A 19,587-nucleotide genomic window follows, 5' to 3' on the forward strand; every position below is an offset into this window, starting at 1 on the left:
TGGGGCTGCTTTGCAGCCCCAAAAATATCAATCCCGAACCTGATCCTTGACCCAGTCCAGCATCCCCCCCGGCACGATCAGTTCATGCCGCGCCCGCGAACAGGCGGTATACAACCCCGCCAGCATCCGCGCCCGTTCATTGCGGTTACCCGCCACCTGCGGCGCCACCATCAGCTCCGGCGATACCATCACCCGGGCGAATTCCATGTTCTTCACATCCCGCACCCGGCCCAGGAACAACTTGGGCGCCTTGTCCCAGCGGTAACGGCTCTTGGCCTTGGCAAAGTGCTCCGGCGTGTAACCCTTGCGCAGCATGCTGGCCACCGCGAGAAACGCTTTGTCGTCCCCCTTGTCCTGCTCCAGCGCCTGCCAGCTGGGGTAGCGAAACAGCATCGGATGGCGCGCCCGGGTGCCATAGCGGTACAACTCGATGCAATCCTCGACGAACAGTTCGAAGTCCTTGCGCGCGCTTTTCAGCAATATGAACGGTACGCCTTGGTGAGTGAGGCGCTGGAACCAGCCAAACAGGCCCCATTCGTCATCGACGATCAGCGCCGTGGGCTGTTCAGGCACCGTCACCGCGTCGAAGAAGCTGACCCGGGTGTAATGCTCGGCACTGCCACTGAAGGCCGCCTGGATTGCCGCCGGGTGTGCCTGGATCAGCGGGTTGAGCACATTGTCCATCGCCGGCCCTGCGCGCAGGGAATGGTCGATGCAGCGTTGGCGGATGAAACTGCCATGGTGCGGGCTAAGGCCGTTAAGGTTTTGCAGCTCGTCGCCCAGGGCAATGATCGACTGCGGGCTGCGGTCGAGCACGGCAAGCATGGGGGCCGACAGTTCATGGGCCTCGTCGACAATCACATGGGTGTAGCGGCTGTCGATCACATAGCCGGTCAACGACAACAGCTTGACCCGGTGGTAGTCGCGTACCGGCAACTGAATTTCCCGCGCTGACGGGCGGATCAGCTCCTGCCAGTACAGGCGGGCCTTTTCCAGCAGCACTTCCTGATCCAGCGGCGAGGTGCCCGGCCCGGCCCATGGCAGGTGGTGCAGCTGCAGTTGGGTGTCCGCACTGTGGCAGAAGGTGCGTACGGCACGGATGCACAGGGCAACCACATCGCGTGCGGCAAGCGGCCCGATGTCGGGGATGGCCAGCCAGCGCACCACCTGCGCGTCCTGCGGCCGCCATGACAGCTTGGTGCGGTATGGGTCGCGCAGGCGCCAGCCGTTACTGGTAAGGTCGCGGTTGAGCAGCTCGTCTGCCAGCTGGCCGAAGGTGAGTGCGGTATAGGCTGCGGCATCCTTCACCCGTGCCTGCAGGGCGCGCAATTGGCCCTCGGTCAGTGCCAGCAGCAAGGTACGTTGCGGCTCAAGCAGGCGGGCGAACTGGTGAATCAGGAAGGTCTTGCCGGTGCCGGCGAAGCCCTGCACGGCCACCGACTCGTCGATGCCACTGAGGAACTCGCGCAACAGGCGGTTCTGCTGGTCGCTGAGCAGCAGGTCGCTGGCCAGCGACGGCAGGTACACCGGGTGCAATGGCGTTGCCCGCTGGCGGTAGGTGTCGGCGAACTGGAAGTTCCACTGGCCTTCGGCATCCACCAGCTCGTCGGCCTTGTACTCCACTTCGCTGGCCAGCAATGCGATGCCGTTTTCGCCCAGCATGCCCAGGCCCATGGCGAAGGCCTCACGGTCGAAGTGCTGCGCTACCTGGCCCTGGAAGCGCCCGGGGGCAGCGCTTTCGACTTCATTGGCGATACGCACGATTTCGGCGAAACGCCGCTCTTGTGCGTCGGCCGAAGCTGTGGCGGGCTGGCGGGGCAGGTTTTGCACGAACAGCACGGTGGCGGCGTCAAGGACGCTTGCGATGGTGAAGAATTCGGTGGTGGGCTCGCTGGCGAGGCGGTCGGCCTGGTCGCTGGGCAAAGGCAGGTAGAACATCGGCACCTCGGGTGGAAACAGGGTGGCACGATAGCAATTTTCGGCGTTGGATGCTGGGTTCAGTGTTGCCTGGGCTGGCCTCTTCGCGGGTGAACCCGCTCCCACAGGATCACCTCAGGCTCAAGATTGTGAGGCCCCCTGTGGGAGCGGGTTTACCCGCGAAGAGGCCAGCAGCCCCACCGCCCAACCTCAACCCCTGCCCCGCTTCAAGGTCTCACTGGGAAACTCCTTGAACAACTGCCGGTAACTCTCTGAAAACCTTCCCAAATGCCAGAACGACCAGCGCATCGCCACCTCGGCCACGGTCACCCCGCCACCGCGTAACAAATCACGCCGCGCACCGTTGAGCCTGCGCAACCGCAACCAATGCGCCGGCGGCATACCGGTAAACGCCTTGAACGCCTGCTGCAACTGGCGCAGTGAAACCCCGGCGACATCCGCCAACTCCACCAGGTTCAGCGTCTCCTCCGGGCAGTCGGCCGCCCATTCGCTGACCCGACGCATGATCGCCCGCTCCTCGTCCCGCCGGCCCAAAGCCACGCCCTGCAATCGCTGGCAGGCGTTGTCGAGGATGAACAGGCAATCTTCCAGCAACTGCTCTGCCAAGGCCTGCCCTTGCAGCGGGCAATCGGCCTCGCCCAGGCGGGTAAGGGTGGCACTCAGCCAACTGCCGAACAGCGCATTCTGGCCGCTGCCCAGCGGCACCATGAACAAGCCGTCGAGGCGTTGCGGGTCCAGGCCATGGCTGGCGAGAAAGGCCTGGTCGAACACCACGGCCACTTCCTGATAGTTCTCGGGTGTGATCCAGATGTTGCGGCTCTGCTCATTGAGCAGATAAAGGCTGTTTTCGCTCTGGTCGAAACAGAACGCCAGCGATCCGCTGGGCGCGCGAAAGAATTGCTCCACGCGGGTATTGAGCCGTTCCTCGTAAACCTGCACGCCCTCAAGCCCCAGGCAGCGCAGCTGGCCGCTGAAATGCCCTGGCGACATTTGCCGGTATTGCTGCTGCCAGCCGGGGGTGGCGCGGACCTGTTCGGTTACATCCGAGGTATGGAAAGCTTGAACCTGCAAGGCATTGGGCGTTGTCACGCTTGGTCCTAGTTGCACTCTTTTGGTGCATTCATTGCCGAAGAAAGTGGATAGATGGCTGTGTGGGCCTGAGGCCAAGATAGTCTCCAGCGCGTCACCTGGGAAGTCACCGGCACCTGCCGCGCACATAAAAACCCAACCAAGAGGTCTGTATGAACGCCCCCTTCGATCAGCTGTCCACCTGGCTGAAAGAACACCGGATCACCGAAGTCGAATGCGTGATCAGCGACCTGACCGGCATCGCCCGCGGCAAGATCGCGCCCACTGCCAAGTTCCTCCACGAGCGTGGCATGCGCCTGCCCGAGAGCGTCCTGCTGCAGACGGTCACCGGCGACTACGTTGACGATGACATCTACTACAACCTGCTCGATGCCGCCGACATCGACATGGTCTGCCGCCCTGACCCGACTGCGGTGTACCAGATCCCGTGGGCAATCGAGCCGACCGCGATCGTGATCCACGACACCTTCGACAAACAAGGCAAGCCCATCGAACTGTCGCCGCGCAACGTGTTGAAGAAGGTACTCAAGCTCTACGCCGACCAAGGCTGGCAGCCGATCGTGGCGCCGGAGATGGAGTTCTACCTGACCAAGCGCTGCGAAGACCCGGACTTGCCACTGCAGGTGCCACTGGGGCGTTCCGGCCGTGCCGAAAGCGGCCGCCAGTCGTTCTCGATCGATGCCGCCAACGAATTCGACCCGCTGTTCGAAGACGTCTACGACTGGTGCGAGATCCAGGGCCTGGACCTGGACACGCTGATCCACGAAGACGGCCCGGCGCAGATGGAGATCAACTTCCGCCACGGCGACGCGCTGGACCTGGCCGACCAGATCACCGTGTTCAAGCGCACCATGCGCGAGGCGGCGCTCAAGCACAACGTTGCTGCCACGTTCATGGCCAAGCCGATTACCGACGAGCCGGGCAGTGCCATGCACCTGCACCAGAGCGTGGTCGACATCGCCACCGGCAAGCCAATCTTCGCCAACGAAGACGGCAGCATGAGCCAGCTGTTCCTGCACCACATCGGCGGCTTGCAGAAGTACATCCCCAAGCTGCTGCCGATGTTCGCGCCCAACGTCAACTCGTTCCGCCGCTTCCTGCCGGACACTTCGGCACCGGTGAACGTCGAGTGGGGTGAGGAAAACCGCACCGCTGGCCTGCGCGTGCCTACCTCCAGCCCCGAGGCAATGCGCGTGGAAAACCGCCTGCCGGGCGCCGATGCCAACCCGTACCTGGCCATTGCCGCCAGCCTGCTGTGCGGCTACCTGGGCATGATCGAGCAGATCGACCCCAGCGCCCCGGTGCAAGGCCGCGCCTACGAGCGGCGCAACCTGCGCCTGCCGATCACCATCGAAGACGCGCTGCAGCACATGGAAGACTGCGAGACCGTGCAGCAGTACCTGGGCAAGCAGTTCGTCCAGGGCTACGTGGCGGTCAAGCGCGCCGAGCATGAGAACTACAAGCGGGTCATCAGTTCGTGGGAGCGTGAGTTCCTGATGATGAGCGTCTGACTTTTCGCAGTACCTGTGTAAATACCTGTGTAGGAGCGGCTTTAGCCGCGAAGCATGCGGCGCGGTGCATGGCACCGGCTTCGCCGGTGTTCGCGGGTAAACCCGCTCCTACAAGGAACGCATCGCGCTCCGAAACACCGAACTCGAAGAACAAGACCAACGAGGTGTCCCCATGCGTCATCTGCAAGCCCTGATCCCCTCTGCATTCACCCTGCTGTTCGCCACCGCCACCCAGGCCATGCCTTCGGTCAGTGTGTACAACTGGACCGACTACATCGGTGACACCACCCTGGCCGACTTCCAGGCCAGCAGCGGGATCAAGGTGGTCTATGACGTGTTCGACTCCAACGAAACCCTGGAGGGCAAGCTGCTTGCCGGCCGTACCGGCTATGACGTGGTGGTGCCCTCCAACCACTTCCTGGCGCGCCAGGCCCAGGCCGGGGCCTTCCTGCCGCTGGACCGCAGCAAGCTGCCGAACTGGCAGCACCTGGACCCCAAGCTGCTCAAGCAGCTTGAACAGAACGACCCCGGCAACCAGTACGCCGTGCCCTACCTGTGGGGCACCAATGGCATCGGCTACAACGTCGACAAGGTCAAGGCGGCACTGGGCGTCGACCATATCGACTCGTGGGCGGTGCTGTTCGAGCCCGAGAACCTGAAAAAGCTCAAGCAGTGCGGCGTGGCATTCATGGACTCGCCCGACGAGCTGTTCCCGGCCATGCTCAACTACCTGGGCATGGACCCGCGCAGCGAAAAGCCGGCCGACTACGCCAAGGCCGAAGCGCGCTTGCTGGAACTGCGCCCGTACATCACCTACTTCCACTCCTCCAAGTACGTTTCAGACCTGGCCAACGGCGACGTCTGCGTGGCCTTCGGCTATTCCGGCGATGTGTTCCAGGCCGCCAACCGCGCCGTAGAGGCCAAAAACGGGGTACAAATCGCCTACAGCATTCCCAAGGAAGGCAGCAACCTGTGGTTCGACCTGCTGGCCATCCCCAAGGACGCCAACAACCCTGAGCAGGCCCTGGCCTTCATCAACTACCTGCTCGACCCCAAGGTGATCGCCAAGGTCAGCGCCACGGTCGGCTATGCCAACGCCAACCCCGATGCCCAGGCCTACATGGATGCATCGCTGGTAAAAAACCCCGAGATCTACCCACCCCAGGACGTGCTGGACAAGCTGTACATCTCCAGCACCCCGAGCCCGAAGATCATGCGCGTCATGACCCGCTCCTGGAGCAAGATCAAGTCCAACCGCTGAGCCGAGAACGCCCATGTCTTTCAATACCCAACATACCGCTTCGTACTATGCGGCCACGGCACGCGATGCAGCGCCCTACCCCAGCCTGGACGGCGAACTGACAGCCGACGTGTGCGTGGTCGGCGGTGGGCTGACCGGGGTCAACACCGCCCTGGAGCTGGCCGAGCGCGGCCTCTCAGTGGTGCTGCTGGAAGGCCGGCGCATCGGTTGGGGCGCCAGCGGGCGCAACGGCGGCCAGCTGATTCGTGGCATCGGCCATGACGTCAGCGGCTTTGCCCGCTATGTCGGCCAGGACGGCGTACGCTACCTGAAGCAGGCTGGCATCGATTCGGTGGCGCTGGTGGCCAGCCGCATCGCCCGCTACGGCATTGCCTGCGACCTGCGCTGGGGCTTCTGCGAACTGGCCAACACAGCCGCCCAGTTCGCCGCCTTCAAGGACGAACAAGATGACCTGGCCACATTGGGTTATCGCCCTGAAACCCGCCTGGTCGGCGCCGATCAGCTGCACGAGATCGTCGCCAGCGACCAATACGCCGGCGGCCTGGTGGACATGGGCTCCGGCCACCTGCACCCGCTCGACCTGGTTCAGGGCGAGGCCCGCGCCGCCCACGGCCTGGGCGTGCGCATATTCGAGCAGAGCCCGGTGCTGCGCATCGAGCACGGCCCCAGCGTGACCTTGTACACAGCCCGCGGCAAGGTGCGGGCGAGCAGCCTGGTGCTGGGCTGCAACGCCCACCTCGATGAACTGGAGCCACGCCTGAGCGGCAAGGTGCTGCCAGCCGGCAGCTACGTGGTGGCCACTGAACCCCTGCCCGAAGCGCTGGCCAGCAGCCTGATCCCGCAGAACATGGCGCTGTGCGACCAGAAAGTCGGCCTGGACTACTACCGCCTCACCGCGGACCGCCGCCTGCTGTTCGGCGGCGCCTGCCACTATTCCGGCCGCGACCCCAAGGACATCGCGGCCTACATGCGGCCCAAGGTGCTGAAAGTGTTCCCACAACTGGCCGATGTGCGCATCGACTACCAGTGGGGCGGCATGATCGGCATCACCGCCAACCGCTTCCCCCAGGTCGGGCGCCTTAACCAGCACCCCAACGTGTACTACGCCCAGGGTTATTCCGGGCATGGGCTGAACGTGACCCACTGGACGGCGAAACTGCTGGCCGAAAGCATCGCCCTCGGCCACAGCCACGGCCTGGATGTGTTCAGCGCCGTGCCGCACCTGACCTTCCCAGGCGGCAAGGCACTGCGCTCGCCACTGCTGGCGTTGGGGATGTTGTGGTATCGGCTACGCGAAGCGTTGGGTTGAGTTCGCCGCAGATTTTGCGGTGCCTTGCAGATCGAGCGCCGCGCGGGCGGCGCTCGATCTGCAAGGTGCCGGTTGATCCAAGGCGGGCACCTTTCAGCACCCAATTTTTCTAATTTACACAGAGGATTGAACTCAGCCACTGGCCATCTGTCGCGCACCTGCTAGCGTTGTTCTGGCCGACCTATCATGGATGCGCATTCATCATGAAATCATTGCCCCGCCTTACTCTGTTGTGCGCAGCACTGCTTACTGTGGCCGCCTGCTCCAGCAATCGCGTGGACCCCGAGGACTACTCAGGCTTCCTCAAGGATTACAGCCGGCTGCAAGAAGCCAAGAGCCCTTCGGGTGACCCGGTGATGCGCTGGATCGACCCCAAGGTCAACATCAACCAGTACAGCCAGGTGTTCATCGAACCCAGCCAGTTCTACCCCAAGCCGCAGCCGACAGCGGTCATCTCGCAGCAGACACTGGGGGAAATCACCCGCTATTTCAATGAAGCCCTGCGCCGTGAAATGGGCAGCGTAGTGCCCCTGGCCCAAGGCCCAGGCCCAGGCGTGATCGTGGTGCGCCCGGCCATTACGGCGGTGTCGACCAGCAATGAGGGCCTCAAGCCTTATGAGGTGATCCCTATCGCGCTGATTTCGGCAGGGGTGAACACTGCCATGGGGGGCCGAGACCAGGAAGTGGATGTCGGGGTAGAAGCGGCATTCCTCGATGGTGCCAACCAGAAGGTGCTGGCCCAGGTGGTGCGCAAAGGTACCGGCCAGGAACTGGAGAACAAGGAAACGAAGCTGACCCTGAAAGACGTCAAGCCGGTGCTGGATGGCTGGGCCAAGGACATGCGTGCGAGCTTCCTGGCGGCCAAGCAAAAAGCCCCAAAATAGCAGCCTGAACTCAGAACTTGTGGGAGATCACCCAGCCCTTCAGGCTGCGCTGTCGCGCAGAGAACAGGGCCCGCAAGCGTACTGCAGACCTTGTGGGGTTTACCCGCGAATGCGGCGGTTAAATCACCATCGTATTCGCGGGTAAACCCGCTCCCACAGGGGTCGCGTCTGCTTTTAGCAATTGAGCAAGACAGTTGCCCCCACAACAGTCCGCGTCAGCCGGTGACTTTGTTCAACACTCGACAAACGCAACGGCCAACCCGCCGCGCGAGGTTTCCTTGTAATTGGCATGCATGTCCGCGCCGGTATCACGCATGGTGCGGATCACCCGGTCGAGCGAGATAAAGTGCTCGCCGTCCCCCCGCAACGCCATCTGCACGGCGTTGATCGCCTTCACCGCAGCGATTGCATTGCGCTCGATGCACGGCACTTGCACCAGGCCGCCAACCGGGTCGCAGGTCAGCCCCAGGTTGTGTTCCAGGGCGATTTCGGCGGCATTTTCCAGCTGCGGCGGCGTGGCACCCAGCACCTGGGCCAGGCCGGCGGCCGCCATCGAGCAGGCCGAGCCCACCTCCCCCTGACAACCGACTTCGGCCCCCGAAATTGACGCGTTCTTCTTGCACAGGATGCCGACAGCCGCTGCCGCCAGCAAGAAGTCCACTACATCTGCATCGCAAACGGTAGGGTTGAACTTCATGTAGTAATGCAGCACAGCTGGAATGATGCCCGCCGCGCCATTGGTGGGCGCGGTGACCATACGACCACCCGCGGCGTTCTCCTCATTGACGGCCAGGGCGAACAGGTTGACCCATTCCATCGCACTGAGGGTCGAGCCGATCACGTTGGGCTTGCCCAGTTCCTGCAGGCTGCGGTGCAACTTCGCCGCACGGCGTTTCACGTGCAACCCGCCAGGCAGGATGCCCTCGTTGCGCAGGCCATTGTCAACGCAGTCACGCATGGCCGCCCAGATGCGCAGCAAACCTTCACGCACCTCGGTCTCCGGGCGCCAGGCACATTCGTTGGCCATCATCAGCTGCGCCACACTCAAACCATGGGCCTTGCACAAACTGAGCAACTGGGCGCCACTGTCGAACTCGTAGGGCAGTACCACCGCGTTCAAGGTACTGGCTGGAGCATCGATCTCCGCCTGTTCGACGATGAAACCACCGCCTACCGAATAGTAGGTCTGGCACAACAGGCTACCCTGCCCGTCCATGGCCTCCAGGCTCATGGCATTGGGGTGATACGGCAGGTTTTCGTCAAGCAGCAGCATGTCGCGGCTGTAGTCGAAGGCCAGCGGATGGCTGCCGTCAAGCATCAGGCAATGCTCTTGCATCACCTGGCCGATGCGCGAGTCGATGGTGGCCGGGTCGATACGGTCTGGCCACTGTCCCATCAGGCCGAGCAGGCAGGCGCGGTCAGTGGCATGGCCTACCCCGGTGGCCGACAACGAGCCATAAAGCCGCACTTCGACACGGTTTACCTGGGCCAACAGCCCTTGCTCACGCAGCGCCTGGGCAAAGGTAGCCGCTGCCCGCATAGGGCCGACGGTGTGGGAACTGGACGGCCCGATGCCGATTTTGAAGAGGTCGAAGACACTGATAGCCATGCTAATACCTTAGCGTGCCCGGGGATGAAGCCGCAGCACGGTTATCTGGATAAATTGAGCGATAATGCGATTTTGCGCGATACTGCCGTGCTGACTCACGGATGACCAACGAAACTTCCTAAGCAAGGCTTTAGTGGTACTAAACGATGAGACGACAACTCAATGGCCAGATGTTCGTTTGGCTGCATGTATTCGCTTGTGCAGCCCGGCACTTGTCCTTTACCCGCTGCGCCGAAGAGCTGCACATCACCCCAGGCGCGGTCAGCCAGCAGATGCGCCAGTTGGAAGAGCGCCTGGGTTATCGGCTGTTTCTGCGCCGGGCGCGCGGCGTGGAGCTGAGTGCCGAGGGGCAACGCCTGGCGCAGACGGTGGCCGAGGCCTACGGCAGCATCGAAGCCGAACTGCTGCGCCTGGACGCGGGTGAAATCCGCGGCACCTTGCGCCTGCGCTCGATCCCGTCGTTCCTGGCCAAATGGCTCACGCCACGCCTGCCACGCTTTCAACAGCGCTACCCGGACATCGAGCTGCGCCTGGTGGCCGAAGACAGTGCCCAGGCATTGCACCCGGGCGACTTCGACCTGGCCATCGACCTGAACGATGGCAGCTACCCCGGCATGCTGTCGACGCCGCTGCTGGACGAGCAGATCTTCCCTGTCTGCTCGCCCACCTTGCTGCGTGGGCGCCCGCCGCTGCACGGCCCGGCAGACCTGGCGCATTACCCCCTGCTGCATGACATCACTGCCTGGCGCGGCAGCTCGGAGTATGCAGAGTGGGAGTTCTACCTGGAGGGCATCGGCGCCCCAGGCCTGGATGTGCGGCGTGGGCACACCTTCAACCGCAACCACCTGACGATCGAGGCGGCGATTGCCGGCATTGGTGTGGCGATCGCCCGGCGCACGCTGCTCAATGATGAACTGGAGCGCGGCGCGTTGATCGTGCCGTTCGGCGTGCCGATCGCCAATCACAAACGCTATGTGGTGCATTACCCGCCGGGCGGGTTGAACCAGCCCGGGGCACGGGCGGTGCATGACTGGCTGGTGGAGGAAGCGCGCGGGTTCAGGGAGTTGCACCCGATGGGCTGAGCAGGCCTTTGCACATTACCCGCTTTTACCCTCGCTTAACCCAAGTTGACAGTCCCCTTGTCTAAGCTGGCCACCCTTCGAACCACGCCAAGCCGGACATGCCCATGCCGCCGTTTACACCTTGCTTCCCCACTGCACTGATGCACGAAGAAATCCCGGTAGCGCTGCTGGACCTGATTCAGCAGCGCCTGGCCAGCCTGCTTGGCTCACGCTTCACAGTGCTGCTGGCTGGCAGCGGCAACGGCAATGGCACCGGGGTTAGCCACTACCACCTGGCCATTCAGCATAACCAGAGCGGCGTGTCCCTGGAGGAAAACGGCAACGTCAGCGCCGGGTTCATCGATCGCCTGCTGCGCATGGGCGCTCAGCTTGGGGGCATGTTCGACTCGCCCACCTTCAGCCAGATGGGTGGCGACGATCCAGGCCGGACGCTGGTATGGATCAGCGAACTGGTCAGCCCTGGGGAAACGATTACAATACGCGCCCCTCTCTAAATATGTTTTTCCCATGAAATCACTGCTTTACGCCGTAACGTTACTGTTTTCCTTCACCCTGCCAGCCTTGGCAAGCCCGCCAGCAACTTTCACCGAGGCCAAGGTGGTTGCCAAGCAGAAGGTGTACATGGACCAGGCCAGCAGTGCCATGGGCGACCTGTACTGTGGCTGCAAGTGGACCTGGGTGGGCAAGTCGGGCGGGCGTATCGATGCTGCCTCGTGCGGTTACCAGACCCGCAAGCAGCAAAACCGTGCCGAACGCACCGAGTGGGAACACATCGTGCCTGCCTACACCTTCGGCAACCAGCGCCAGTGCTGGAAGAACGGCGGTCGAGAGCATTGCGTGGATGACGACCCGGTGTTCCGCGCCATGGAAGCCGACCTGTTCAACCTGTACCCGGCCGTGGGTGAGGTCAACGGCGACCGCAGCAACTTCAACTACGGCATGGTTGCCGGCAATGCCGGCGAATATGGCCAGTGCACCACCAAGGTCGATTTCGTCCAGCGTGCCGCCGAGCCGCGTGACGAAGTCAAAGGCCTGGTGGCGCGTACCACGTTCTACATGTTCGACCGCTACCAGCTGAGCATGTCGCGCCAGCAGCAACAGCTGCTGATGGCTTGGGACAAACAGCACCCGGTGTCGGCCTGGGAGAAGGAGCGTGACCGACGCATTGCGGCGATCATGGGGCATGCCAACCCGTTCGTGACCGGGGAACGCAAATGGACCGCCGACTACAAGCCGGTTGGCAGTGGTGTGGTGCAAGCGGTGCCGGCGAAAGCGGCCAAGGCAGAGGCCAAGCCGAGCCTGGCCAGCACCGAGTCGGTGGGTGCGGTGCTTGGCAACCGCAACAGCCATGTCTATCACCTGTCGGTCGGTTGCCCGGGTTACAACCAGGTTGCGGCGAAGAACCAGGTCAGTTTTGCCACCGAAGGTGAGGCGCAGGCGGCGGGTTATCGCAAGGCGGGTAATTGCCGCTAAGCGCTGAAATGGGGGCTGCTACGCAGCCCCTTGCACTCAAGGTCTACACACCTCATTCACCAGATTCGCCGGCTGTTCCCCGGCCAGCGCACTGAGCAGGTTGTCCACCGCGCAGCGCGCCATGGCCTGGCGGGTTTCCTCGGTCGCCGAGCCGATATGCGGGGTCGCCACCACGTTGTCCAGCTGCAACAGCGGCGAATCCACCGGCAACGGCTCCTGCACGAACACATCCAGGCCGGCACCGCGTATGCGCCGGGCGCGCAGCGCCTCCACCAGCGCGGTTTCGTCCACTACCCGCCCGCGGGAAATGTTCACCAGTATCGCCTCCGGCTTCATCAACGCCAGTTCCCGCGCGCCAATCAGGCCCTCGGTGCTGGCACTCAGCGGCACGGTAAGGCAAACGAAATCCGCCTGCTGCAACAAGTCATCCAGGCTGCATTGGCGTGCAGCATGGCGCGCCTCCACCTCGGGCTTGCTGCGTTGGCTGTGATACAGCACACGCATGCCAAAGCCGGCCGCTGCGCGCCGGGCCAAGGCTTCGCCGATGCGGCCCATGCCGACGATGCCCAGCGTCTTGCCATGTACATCGCTGCCGAAATGCGCAGGGCCCAGGTTGGCTTGCCAATGGCCGTCACGTACCCAGTTCGCCAATTCCACAACCCGCCGGGCAGTGGCCAGGATCAGGGCGAAACCGGTGTCGGCGGTGGTTTCGGTCAGCACGTCGGGCGTGTTGGTCAACATCACGCCACGCCGCGTGAGCTCAGCGATATCGTAGTTGTCCACGCCCACCGAAACGCTGGAAACCACTTCCAGCTGTGGCGCCAGGTCAAGCAGGCTGGCATCCAGGCGCAGGCTGGCCCCCAGCAGCCCGTGCGCACCCGGCAAGGCGTCGCGCAGGCGAGCCAGGCCATCGGCTTGGGCGGTGTCCACCCAGGTCACGTCGACACGCTCGTGCAGGCGTGCCATCAAGTCGTCGGACAGGCGCTTGTAAAGGACAATGCGTTTTTTCATTGCAGGTTTCCTAAGGGTTCATGGCCAGGCGCGAACTGCCGCGCTTGGTCCGGCCGGACGACTGGGAAGTGTTGAGTGCGGCGGTAAGCGCCACGGCGGTCAGCAGCGCGCCGCACATGAACAGGTAAGAGGCACCCGGCCCGCCCGTAGCACCATTGAGGTAACCCACCAGCCACGAGCCACCGAACGAACCCAGCGCGCCCATGCTGTTGATCAGCGCCATGGCACCGCCAGCAACGTTGGCCGGCAGGATTTCGGGCACGATCGCAAAGAACGGGCCGTAAGGTGCGTACATGCAGGCACCGGCAACCACCAGCAACGCGTAAGACAGCCAGAAATGCTCGCTGCCCAAGGCGTACGAGCCATAGAACGCCACGGCGGCGAGCAGCAGCGGCGGCCAGACGAAGCGCTTGCGCTTCTGCACGCGGTCGGACGCCCACGACACGCCAACCATGGCCAGCACCGCCGCCAGGTAAGGCACCGAGGCCAGCCAGCCCGCCTGCACGATATCGACGTTGGCTGCCTGCTTGAGGATCGACGGCAGCCACAGCACGAAGCCATACACGCCGATGCTCCAGCAGAAGTACTGCAGCGCCAGGATGATCACCTGCGGCGAGCGGAACGCCTCGCGGTAGTTCTTCACCGGTTTGATACCCTGCTGCTCGGCAGCAAGCGCCTGCTGCAGGTCGGCCTTCTCCTGCTCGCTCAGCCATTTCACCTGGGCCGGGCGGTCATCCACCAGGCGCCACCAGAAGAACGCCCAGATCACTGCGGGCAAGCCTTCGATGATGAACATCCAGCGCCAGTCGTAATGCTTGATGAGGTAACCCGACACCACCGACATCCACAAGATGGTCACCGGGTTGCCAAGCATCAGGAAGGTATTGGCGCGCGAACGCTCGGCGCGGGTGAACCAGTGGCACAGGTACACCAGCATCGCCGGCATCACCGCCGCCTCCACCACCCCGAGCAGGAAGCGGATGCCGATCAGCATGTAGACATTGCTGACCATACCGGTGAGCGTGGCAAGGCCACCCCAAAGGATCAGGCAGACGAAAATCAGCTTCTTCACACTGCGCTTTTCAGCATAGATGGCGCCGGGCACCTGGAAGAAGAAGTAGCCGAGGAAGAACAGTGCGCCCAACAGCGAAGACAGCACGGGGGTGATGTGCAGGTCTTCGGCCATGCCGGAGGCGGCGGCGAAGCCGTAATTGGCGCGGTCCAGGTACGCCAGGCTATAGGTGACGAACACAATCGGGATGATGTACCACCAGCGGCGAGATGCCAGGCTTTGGCTTTGCATGGTTTGTTTCTCCTGAGCTTGTTGTTTTTGTTGCAACAGGTAATTCGGGGTCAGGCCTTCACGCGCTTCTGCGCAGCTCGTGGGCCTCCAGTTCGTGACGCAGCGGCAGGCCCTCCATGTCGCCGCGGGACTGCACGGCGCGGCTGCCACACCAGTTGCCGCGCGCCACCGCTTCGGACACTGCGCGGCCTTCCAGCAGTGCACTGAGCACGCCCACGGCAAAGGCATCGCCCGCACCGACGGTGTCCACCACACGGCTGACCGGCACTGGCGCGACCTGGCCTTCACCGTATGCGCTGCGCCAGTAGGCACCGGCATCGCCCAACTTGATCACCACCAGCTCCACCCCTTGGTCGAGGTAAAACGCGGCGATGTTCGCCGGGGTATCCTGGCCGGTCAGCAGGCGGCCCTCCTCCAGGCCCGGTAAAACCCAGTTGGCCTTGGCTGCCAGGGCATTGATTTCACGCACCATGCTGCTTTGGTCAGGCCACAGCGAAGGGCGCAGATTGGGGTCGAACGAGATGCTGCGCCCGGCGGCGCGAATACCGTCTACCAGCGCATGGGACAAGGCCCGGCAGCCTTCCGACAGCGCCAGCGGGATGCCGGTAGCGTGCAGGTGGCGGGCCTGTAGCCAGGCCGGGCGAACCAGCGCTGGCGACATGCGGCTGGCCGCCGAACCACGGCGGAAGTACTCCACCGCCGGGTCGCTGCCATCATCGCAGCGTGCCTTGAGCTGAAAACCGGTGGGGCTGCTGGTATCTACCTCGACGGCAGAGCAATCCAGGCCTTCGCGGCGCAAGCTGTCTAGCACGAAACGACCCAGCGAATCGTCACCTACCCGGCTCAGCCAGCGCACCTTGAAACCCAGCCGCGCCAGGCCTATGGCAACGTTGCTGTCTGCGCCGGCGATACGCTTGCCAAACTGGCTGACACTGGCCAGGTCGCCGACCTGCTCGGCGACGAACATGGCCATGGTCTCGCCAAAACACAGCACGTCATGCTCATGCATGGGCCACCTCCTGCGCCGCCGCGCCCAACGCGGACAGGCTGCGCACCTGGTCGCGGGTCAATGCCAGCAGGTCGTCAGCGACCAAGGGGTACTCGACGGCGCGCACCACGCCGGGGACGAATTCGGCCATCAGCGCGGCCCACTCCTGCAGGTCCGCAGCCTGCGGGGGTACGGCAGCCAGGCGACCATCGGCCAGGCGTTGCACGGCCTTGCAATGTACATAACGCACCCAGCGGCCCAGTTGACGTGCGGCTTGCCTGGCGGGCTCGCCCTGCCACTGCCAGTTACCGATGTCGAAGGTCATGCCCAGGCTCAAGCCGTGCTGGTCGGCGCGCTGGAAGAACTGTTGCAGCGGTTCGATGCGCCCGCCTTGTGCGGTCTGGTCGTTTTCCACCAACAGCAACGGCCCGTGTGCAGGCAACAGCGCCGCCAGGGCCGCGACGTCGCAGCGCTCATGGTAGTGGCCCAGGGAAACCTTCAGCGCTACCGCGCCAAGCGCCTGGGCGATCTCCAGCTTCTGCACCAGCAGCGGGTCGGGTACGCCTTGCGCGGTCCACAGTTCAAGGGGTGTCGAGTACAGACACTCCAGGCGCAGTGCAGCCATGGCGGCGTTCAGCGCAGCAGTGTCCGGTGCACTGGCAAACAACTCTTCGCGCAGCTCCACACGGGTAACGCCAGCGGCTGCCAGCAGGTCAAGAAACTGCCCCTGGCCACGTTGCCGCACAAAGTCGGCGCCGAAGCTGGAAAGGCTGATGGAAACGGGGTTCGCATGCATTGTTGTTGTCCTTATGAAACCGGTTTCATTTTTGATCCACACAAGCAGGCTTGCGCCTGCAATTGGTTATTGTGGGTGGGTTGAACCGCGGATGATCAGGTCGGCCTTGAAGTCGATGCGCCGGGCTGCGCCGCTGTCGCCGCGCAAGCGGCTGAGCAGGCTCTCGAATGCTGCCACGCCAATACGCTCGGTGGGCTGGGCCAGTGCAGTAATGCCACTGCCGACCAAGGGGTACCAGTCGAGGTCATCGAGTGCGATCAGCCCAACGTCTGCGAACAGGTTGCGCCCGCCTTCGTGCAGGGCCCGGGTCACCGCCAGGGTGGCAACGCCGTTGAAAGTGAAGATCGCTTGCGGACCCTGGCCGCTGGCAGCGAGGAACGCTGCCAGCTGGCCAGCCAGCCCGGCGCTGATTTCCAGTACTTGCTGGCGCATGCCAGGGCGACGGCTGATGGATGCGCCAAATGCCTGCACCCGCTCCAGTCGCGAGCTGGTGCCATCGAGGGGTTCGCTGACCGCCAGGATGTCGCGGTAGCCTTGCGCTTGCAGGTGGTCGAGGGCCTGTTCGACCGCGTCGGCATTGTCCAGGCCCACCAGGTCGACATTCAGCTCGGGCAGCTGGCGGTCGACCAGCACCATGGGGATGTCACGCTGCAGGTTGAGCAGTTCGCCGGGGTGATGGCCAAGCGTATTCAGGATCAGCCCTTCGACGTTGTACGACTGCAGGGCCTCCAGGTGGTGACGTTCCTGCTCGTCGTCGCGGTTGGTGTTGCACACCACCAGGCTGTACCCGTGTTGGCGGCAGGCGGTTTCCACGCCATGCATCACGGCCACTGAATAGGGGTTGAGGATATCAGCTACCAGCATGCCGATCAGCCGCGTCTGGCCGCGTTTCAGGCCGCGGGCCATCTGGTTGGGGCGGTAACCGAGGCGCTCGATGACCTCCGCCAGGCGCTTGGCAGTGGCTTCGGCCAGCAACTGGCGATCGCCACCGATGTAACGGGAGACGGTGGCCTTGGAAACGCCAGCGACACGCGCTACTTCGCTGATGGTGACCCGTTCGCGGGCATGGATAGGCGCGGCGGTCATGGGCTGTCCTTGTGATTATTGTGATAGCGATGAAACCGGTTTCAATACAGCAAAAACGTGAGCGCTTGTCAACCTGTGGGAGCGGGTTACCCGCGAATGCGATGTTGCATGTGCCGACGCATTCGCGGCGGTTCGACGCCTCGATAAACCCGCTCCTACAAGGGGCCCATGTTGCTGAAGGTTTTTTTCACATCTGCCTCACTCTCTACCGACATCCTGCTCCCTAAAGTGCCGACGCTCTCGTATGTAACGAGCTGAGTGGAGTAGCAATATGCTGCACGGCGTTTTCGGCAAGTCCCCCGCCTCAAGGCTTGCGCAGCTACACCGGTTGCCTTACGGCACGGCGCTTTTTGCGGTTTTGTGCCTGCTGCTCACACTGGGTGTGGCGGCAGTCTGGGCCCATAGCCGCCTGGCGATTCCCAACCTGGGGAACCCCCAGCATCTGCAACGCAGCGGGCTCTATACCGAGTGGTCGAAAGGTTCGGTGATTGTCGTGCTGCGCCATGCCGAACGCTGCGATCGCTCCAGCAACGCCTGCCTGGCTGACCCCAGCGGCATCACGGTCGCAGGCAGCCAGGTGGCCGCCGAGGTAGGCCGCGGCCTGCAACGGCTTGGCCTGGCCACAGCCGATGTGTGGGCCAGCCCGGAGGTGCGCACCCAGCAGACCGCGCAAGCCATGTTCGGTAAAGCCATTGCCACGCAAGACTGGCTTAACCAGTGTGAAGACCACTTTGCCGAACATGTCTTTAGCCACAAGCGCAGCGGCCACAACCTGGTGCTGGTCAGCCACAGCGGCTGCATGGAACAGCTGGAACAGGCGCTTGAAGTGCCTACCTACATGAGTTCGAATAACTATGCCAGCGCCCTGTTCATCACCCAGGGCAGTGATGGCAAAGCGGAACTGCTGGGCCAGATTCCTGCCAGTGAGTGGCGCAAACTTGTCGATGCCAAGGAGAAATGAACATGCAGCCCCGCGCCGCCTTCTACCGTAACAACCTGCTGCTGCCCCTGTTGCTGGCCGCTATTGTGTTCGTGGCATTCGACCTCACAGAACTCGATCGCTGGATCAGCAATTTGCTGCTCGACCCGGCCACTGGCCAGTTCCCGCTGTTGCACGACCGGTGGTTCGAGAAAGTCACCCACAAGTGGCCACGCATCCTGCCGGACTGGACCGGTGAGCTGGCGGTCATTGGCAGCTTGCTGTCTTTCATCTGGCCACGCCTGGCCAACCACCCCCAACTGGGCCTGACCCGGTTTCTGGAAAAGACCCGGATTGCACCGGTACTACGTTTTACGACCCAACAGCGCCGCGACCTGCTGTTCGTGGTGGTGGCGTTCGCACTGAGCACCACCGTGATTCACTACCTGAAAAGCCATACCAGCGTGTATTGCCCGGTGGAAACCACGCTTTACGGCGGCTCGCAGGCCCGGGTCGAATGGTTCGAGAACTTCTCCTGGTGGAACAAGGCGGGTGATGGCCGTTGCTGGCCGGGTGGCCATGCTTCCAGCGGGTTTACTTTGCTGGCACTGTATTTCGTGTCTTTGCGCCACCGCTGGGTGCATGCCCGCAAGCTGTTGGTGGCAATTCTGCTGATCGGGTTCGTGTATGGCACTACCCGGGTGCTGCAGGGTTGGCACTATATGTCCCACACGTTCTGGGCCGGGATCTTTGTCTGGTTTACTACTTGGGCAACCGCATTGCTCTTCTATGGGCGCGTCGCATTGCAGGCGCCGGAGATCAGCCCAGCCACACCAGCATCTGCCCTGGCGCAGCCGTTGTAAGGGCAGCCTTGCCTCGCGACAGGGCCGCAAAGCGGCCCGATGGCTGCACACTTTTGGCTGCATATAATAATTATAAAATAACTTGCAGCGAAACTTCCTACAGCTTTTTAGGAAGTTCCAAGCTCCCATGAAAGTTTAATTCTCGTTAGTCTTCAGGTCTTCACTCATTACTTGCGCCCAACCGTATTGCAAGTCCGCGGCCATTGCGTAAGTTTGACCTGGCAATAGACGAGGATTACGGATGTCCAGACCGATCGATGGCACTGACCAACCAGTGCCCGCCAAGAAAAAGCCAATCCTGCTTGAGGACCTCAAGGTAACCCCGCAACCTCGCACCGGTACTGCCCCGGAGCAGGTAACGGAACTGCCCGGCTACCCGGCCGACCCCGAATTCCGCCTGCGCGGCTGTTACGACAACCTGATGCTCGACGCGGCAGCCCAGCTGTTCGGCCTGGTCATCCGCCT

Annotated in this window: 17 protein-coding genes and 1 pseudogene; 10 read left to right on the top strand and 8 right to left on the bottom strand. The window is 63.0% G+C overall.

The window, feature by feature from the left end; all coding sequences use genetic code 11:
- Positions 1-27 precede the first annotated feature (27 nt).
- Together ACIP1G_RS21715 and ACIP1G_RS21720 are read right to left on the bottom strand one after the other, a co-directional pair.
- Positions 28-1,938 (bottom strand): hypothetical protein, encoded by a 1,911-nt coding sequence (locus tag ACIP1G_RS21715; RefSeq protein WP_400740659.1) that lies wholly within the window; start codon positions 1,936-1,938, stop codon positions 28-30.
- 189 nt (positions 1,939-2,127) lie between these two features.
- Positions 2,128-3,027 carry a helix-turn-helix domain-containing protein gene (locus ACIP1G_RS21720; RefSeq protein ID WP_400740661.1) on the bottom strand — a complete coding sequence of 300 codons (900 nt, stop codon included), beginning with the start codon at positions 3,025-3,027 and terminating at the stop codon, positions 2,128-2,130.
- Between the two features lie 152 nt (positions 3,028-3,179).
- On the opposite strand from ACIP1G_RS21720, the gene ACIP1G_RS21725 reads away from it, so the two are divergent.
- The 4 genes from ACIP1G_RS21725 (at position 3,180) to ACIP1G_RS21740 (ending at position 7,992) form a co-directional block, all read left to right on the top strand.
- The gene (locus ACIP1G_RS21725; RefSeq protein ID WP_400740663.1) at positions 3,180-4,538 is read left to right on the top strand and encodes a glutamine synthetase family protein; all 1,359 of its coding nucleotides are present in this window, start codon (positions 3,180-3,182) and stop codon (positions 4,536-4,538) included.
- A 172-nt stretch (positions 4,539-4,710) separates the two neighbouring features.
- Positions 4,711-5,799 (top strand): polyamine ABC transporter substrate-binding protein, encoded by a 1,089-nt coding sequence (locus tag ACIP1G_RS21730; RefSeq protein ID WP_400740665.1) that lies wholly within the window; start codon positions 4,711-4,713, stop codon positions 5,797-5,799.
- Positions 5,800-5,812: 13 nt separating this feature from the next.
- On the top strand, positions 5,813-7,108 hold the full coding sequence (locus ACIP1G_RS21735) for an NAD(P)/FAD-dependent oxidoreductase (protein ID WP_400740666.1): 1,296 nt from the start codon (positions 5,813-5,815) through the stop codon (positions 7,106-7,108).
- A gap of 203 nt (positions 7,109-7,311) precedes the next feature.
- Entirely contained in the window at positions 7,312-7,992 is a 681-nt protein-coding gene (locus ACIP1G_RS21740) for a DUF3313 domain-containing protein (RefSeq protein WP_400740668.1), read from the top strand.
- 232 nt (positions 7,993-8,224) lie between these two features.
- On the opposite strand, the gene ACIP1G_RS21745 is transcribed toward ACIP1G_RS21740, so the two are convergent.
- A complete protein-coding gene (locus ACIP1G_RS21745; protein ID WP_400740670.1) occupies positions 8,225-9,601 on the bottom strand; it encodes an L-serine ammonia-lyase in 1,377 nt (458 codons plus the stop codon).
- A gap of 146 nt (positions 9,602-9,747) precedes the next feature.
- Between ACIP1G_RS21745 and ACIP1G_RS21750 the strand changes: the two genes are divergently transcribed.
- The 3 genes from ACIP1G_RS21750 to ACIP1G_RS21760 all read left to right on the top strand — a co-directional run bounded on the left by ACIP1G_RS21750 (position 9,748) and on the right by ACIP1G_RS21760 (position 12,156).
- The gene (locus tag ACIP1G_RS21750) at positions 9,748-10,683 is read left to right on the top strand and encodes a LysR substrate-binding domain-containing protein (protein ID WP_400740671.1); all 936 of its coding nucleotides are present in this window, start codon (positions 9,748-9,750) and stop codon (positions 10,681-10,683) included.
- Positions 10,684-10,787: 104 nt separating this feature from the next.
- Positions 10,788-11,177, top strand: coding sequence for a hypothetical protein (locus ACIP1G_RS21755; protein ID WP_400740673.1), 390 nt, complete (start codon positions 10,788-10,790; stop codon positions 11,175-11,177).
- Positions 11,178-11,190: 13 nt separating this feature from the next.
- Positions 11,191-12,156, top strand: coding sequence for an endonuclease (locus ACIP1G_RS21760; protein ID WP_400740675.1), 966 nt, complete (start codon positions 11,191-11,193; stop codon positions 12,154-12,156).
- A 36-nt stretch (positions 12,157-12,192) separates the two neighbouring features.
- Here the strand turns inward: ACIP1G_RS21760 and ACIP1G_RS21765 are convergent, their stop codons facing one another.
- The 5 genes from ACIP1G_RS21765 to ptxS form a co-directional block, all read right to left on the bottom strand.
- Positions 12,193-13,167, bottom strand: coding sequence for a 2-hydroxyacid dehydrogenase (locus tag ACIP1G_RS21765; RefSeq protein ID WP_400740676.1), 975 nt, complete (start codon positions 13,165-13,167; stop codon positions 12,193-12,195).
- A 10-nt stretch (positions 13,168-13,177) separates the two neighbouring features.
- Entirely contained in the window at positions 13,178-14,470 is a 1,293-nt protein-coding gene (locus ACIP1G_RS21770) for an MFS transporter (protein ID WP_400740678.1), read from the bottom strand.
- Positions 14,471-14,528: 58 nt separating this feature from the next.
- A complete protein-coding gene (locus ACIP1G_RS21775) occupies positions 14,529-15,479 on the bottom strand; it encodes a sugar kinase (protein ID WP_400740679.1) in 951 nt (316 codons plus the stop codon).
- Entirely contained in the window at positions 15,472-16,254 is a 783-nt protein-coding gene (locus tag ACIP1G_RS21780) for an AP endonuclease (protein ID WP_400740680.1), read from the bottom strand. The genes ACIP1G_RS21775 and ACIP1G_RS21780 overlap by 8 nt, the downstream gene beginning before the upstream one ends.
- Before the next feature lie 66 nt (positions 16,255-16,320).
- Positions 16,321-17,340, bottom strand: coding sequence for a transcriptional regulator PtxS (gene ptxS / locus ACIP1G_RS21785; RefSeq protein WP_400740681.1), 1,020 nt, complete (start codon positions 17,338-17,340; stop codon positions 16,321-16,323).
- 271 nt (positions 17,341-17,611) lie between these two features.
- Between ptxS and ACIP1G_RS21790 the strand changes: the two genes are divergently transcribed.
- The 3 genes and pseudogenes from ACIP1G_RS21790 to ACIP1G_RS21800 all read left to right on the top strand — a co-directional run.
- Positions 17,612-18,301, top strand: a complete 690-nt coding sequence (locus ACIP1G_RS21790) for a histidine phosphatase family protein (protein ID WP_400740683.1) — start codon at positions 17,612-17,614, stop codon at positions 18,299-18,301.
- A 2-nt stretch (positions 18,302-18,303) separates the two neighbouring features.
- Positions 18,304-19,122: a phosphatase PAP2 family protein gene (locus ACIP1G_RS21795; RefSeq protein ID WP_400740685.1), complete on the top strand. Its 819-nt coding sequence runs from the start codon at positions 18,304-18,306 to the stop codon at positions 19,120-19,122.
- A 241-nt stretch (positions 19,123-19,363) separates the two neighbouring features.
- Positions 19,364-19,587: pseudogene (locus tag ACIP1G_RS21800) on the top strand (DotU family type IV/VI secretion system protein); the annotation flags it as partial.

It is taken from the genome of Pseudomonas sp. NPDC089392 (assembly GCF_044749595.1).
Lineage (GTDB): Bacteria > Pseudomonadota > Gammaproteobacteria > Pseudomonadales > Pseudomonadaceae > Aquipseudomonas.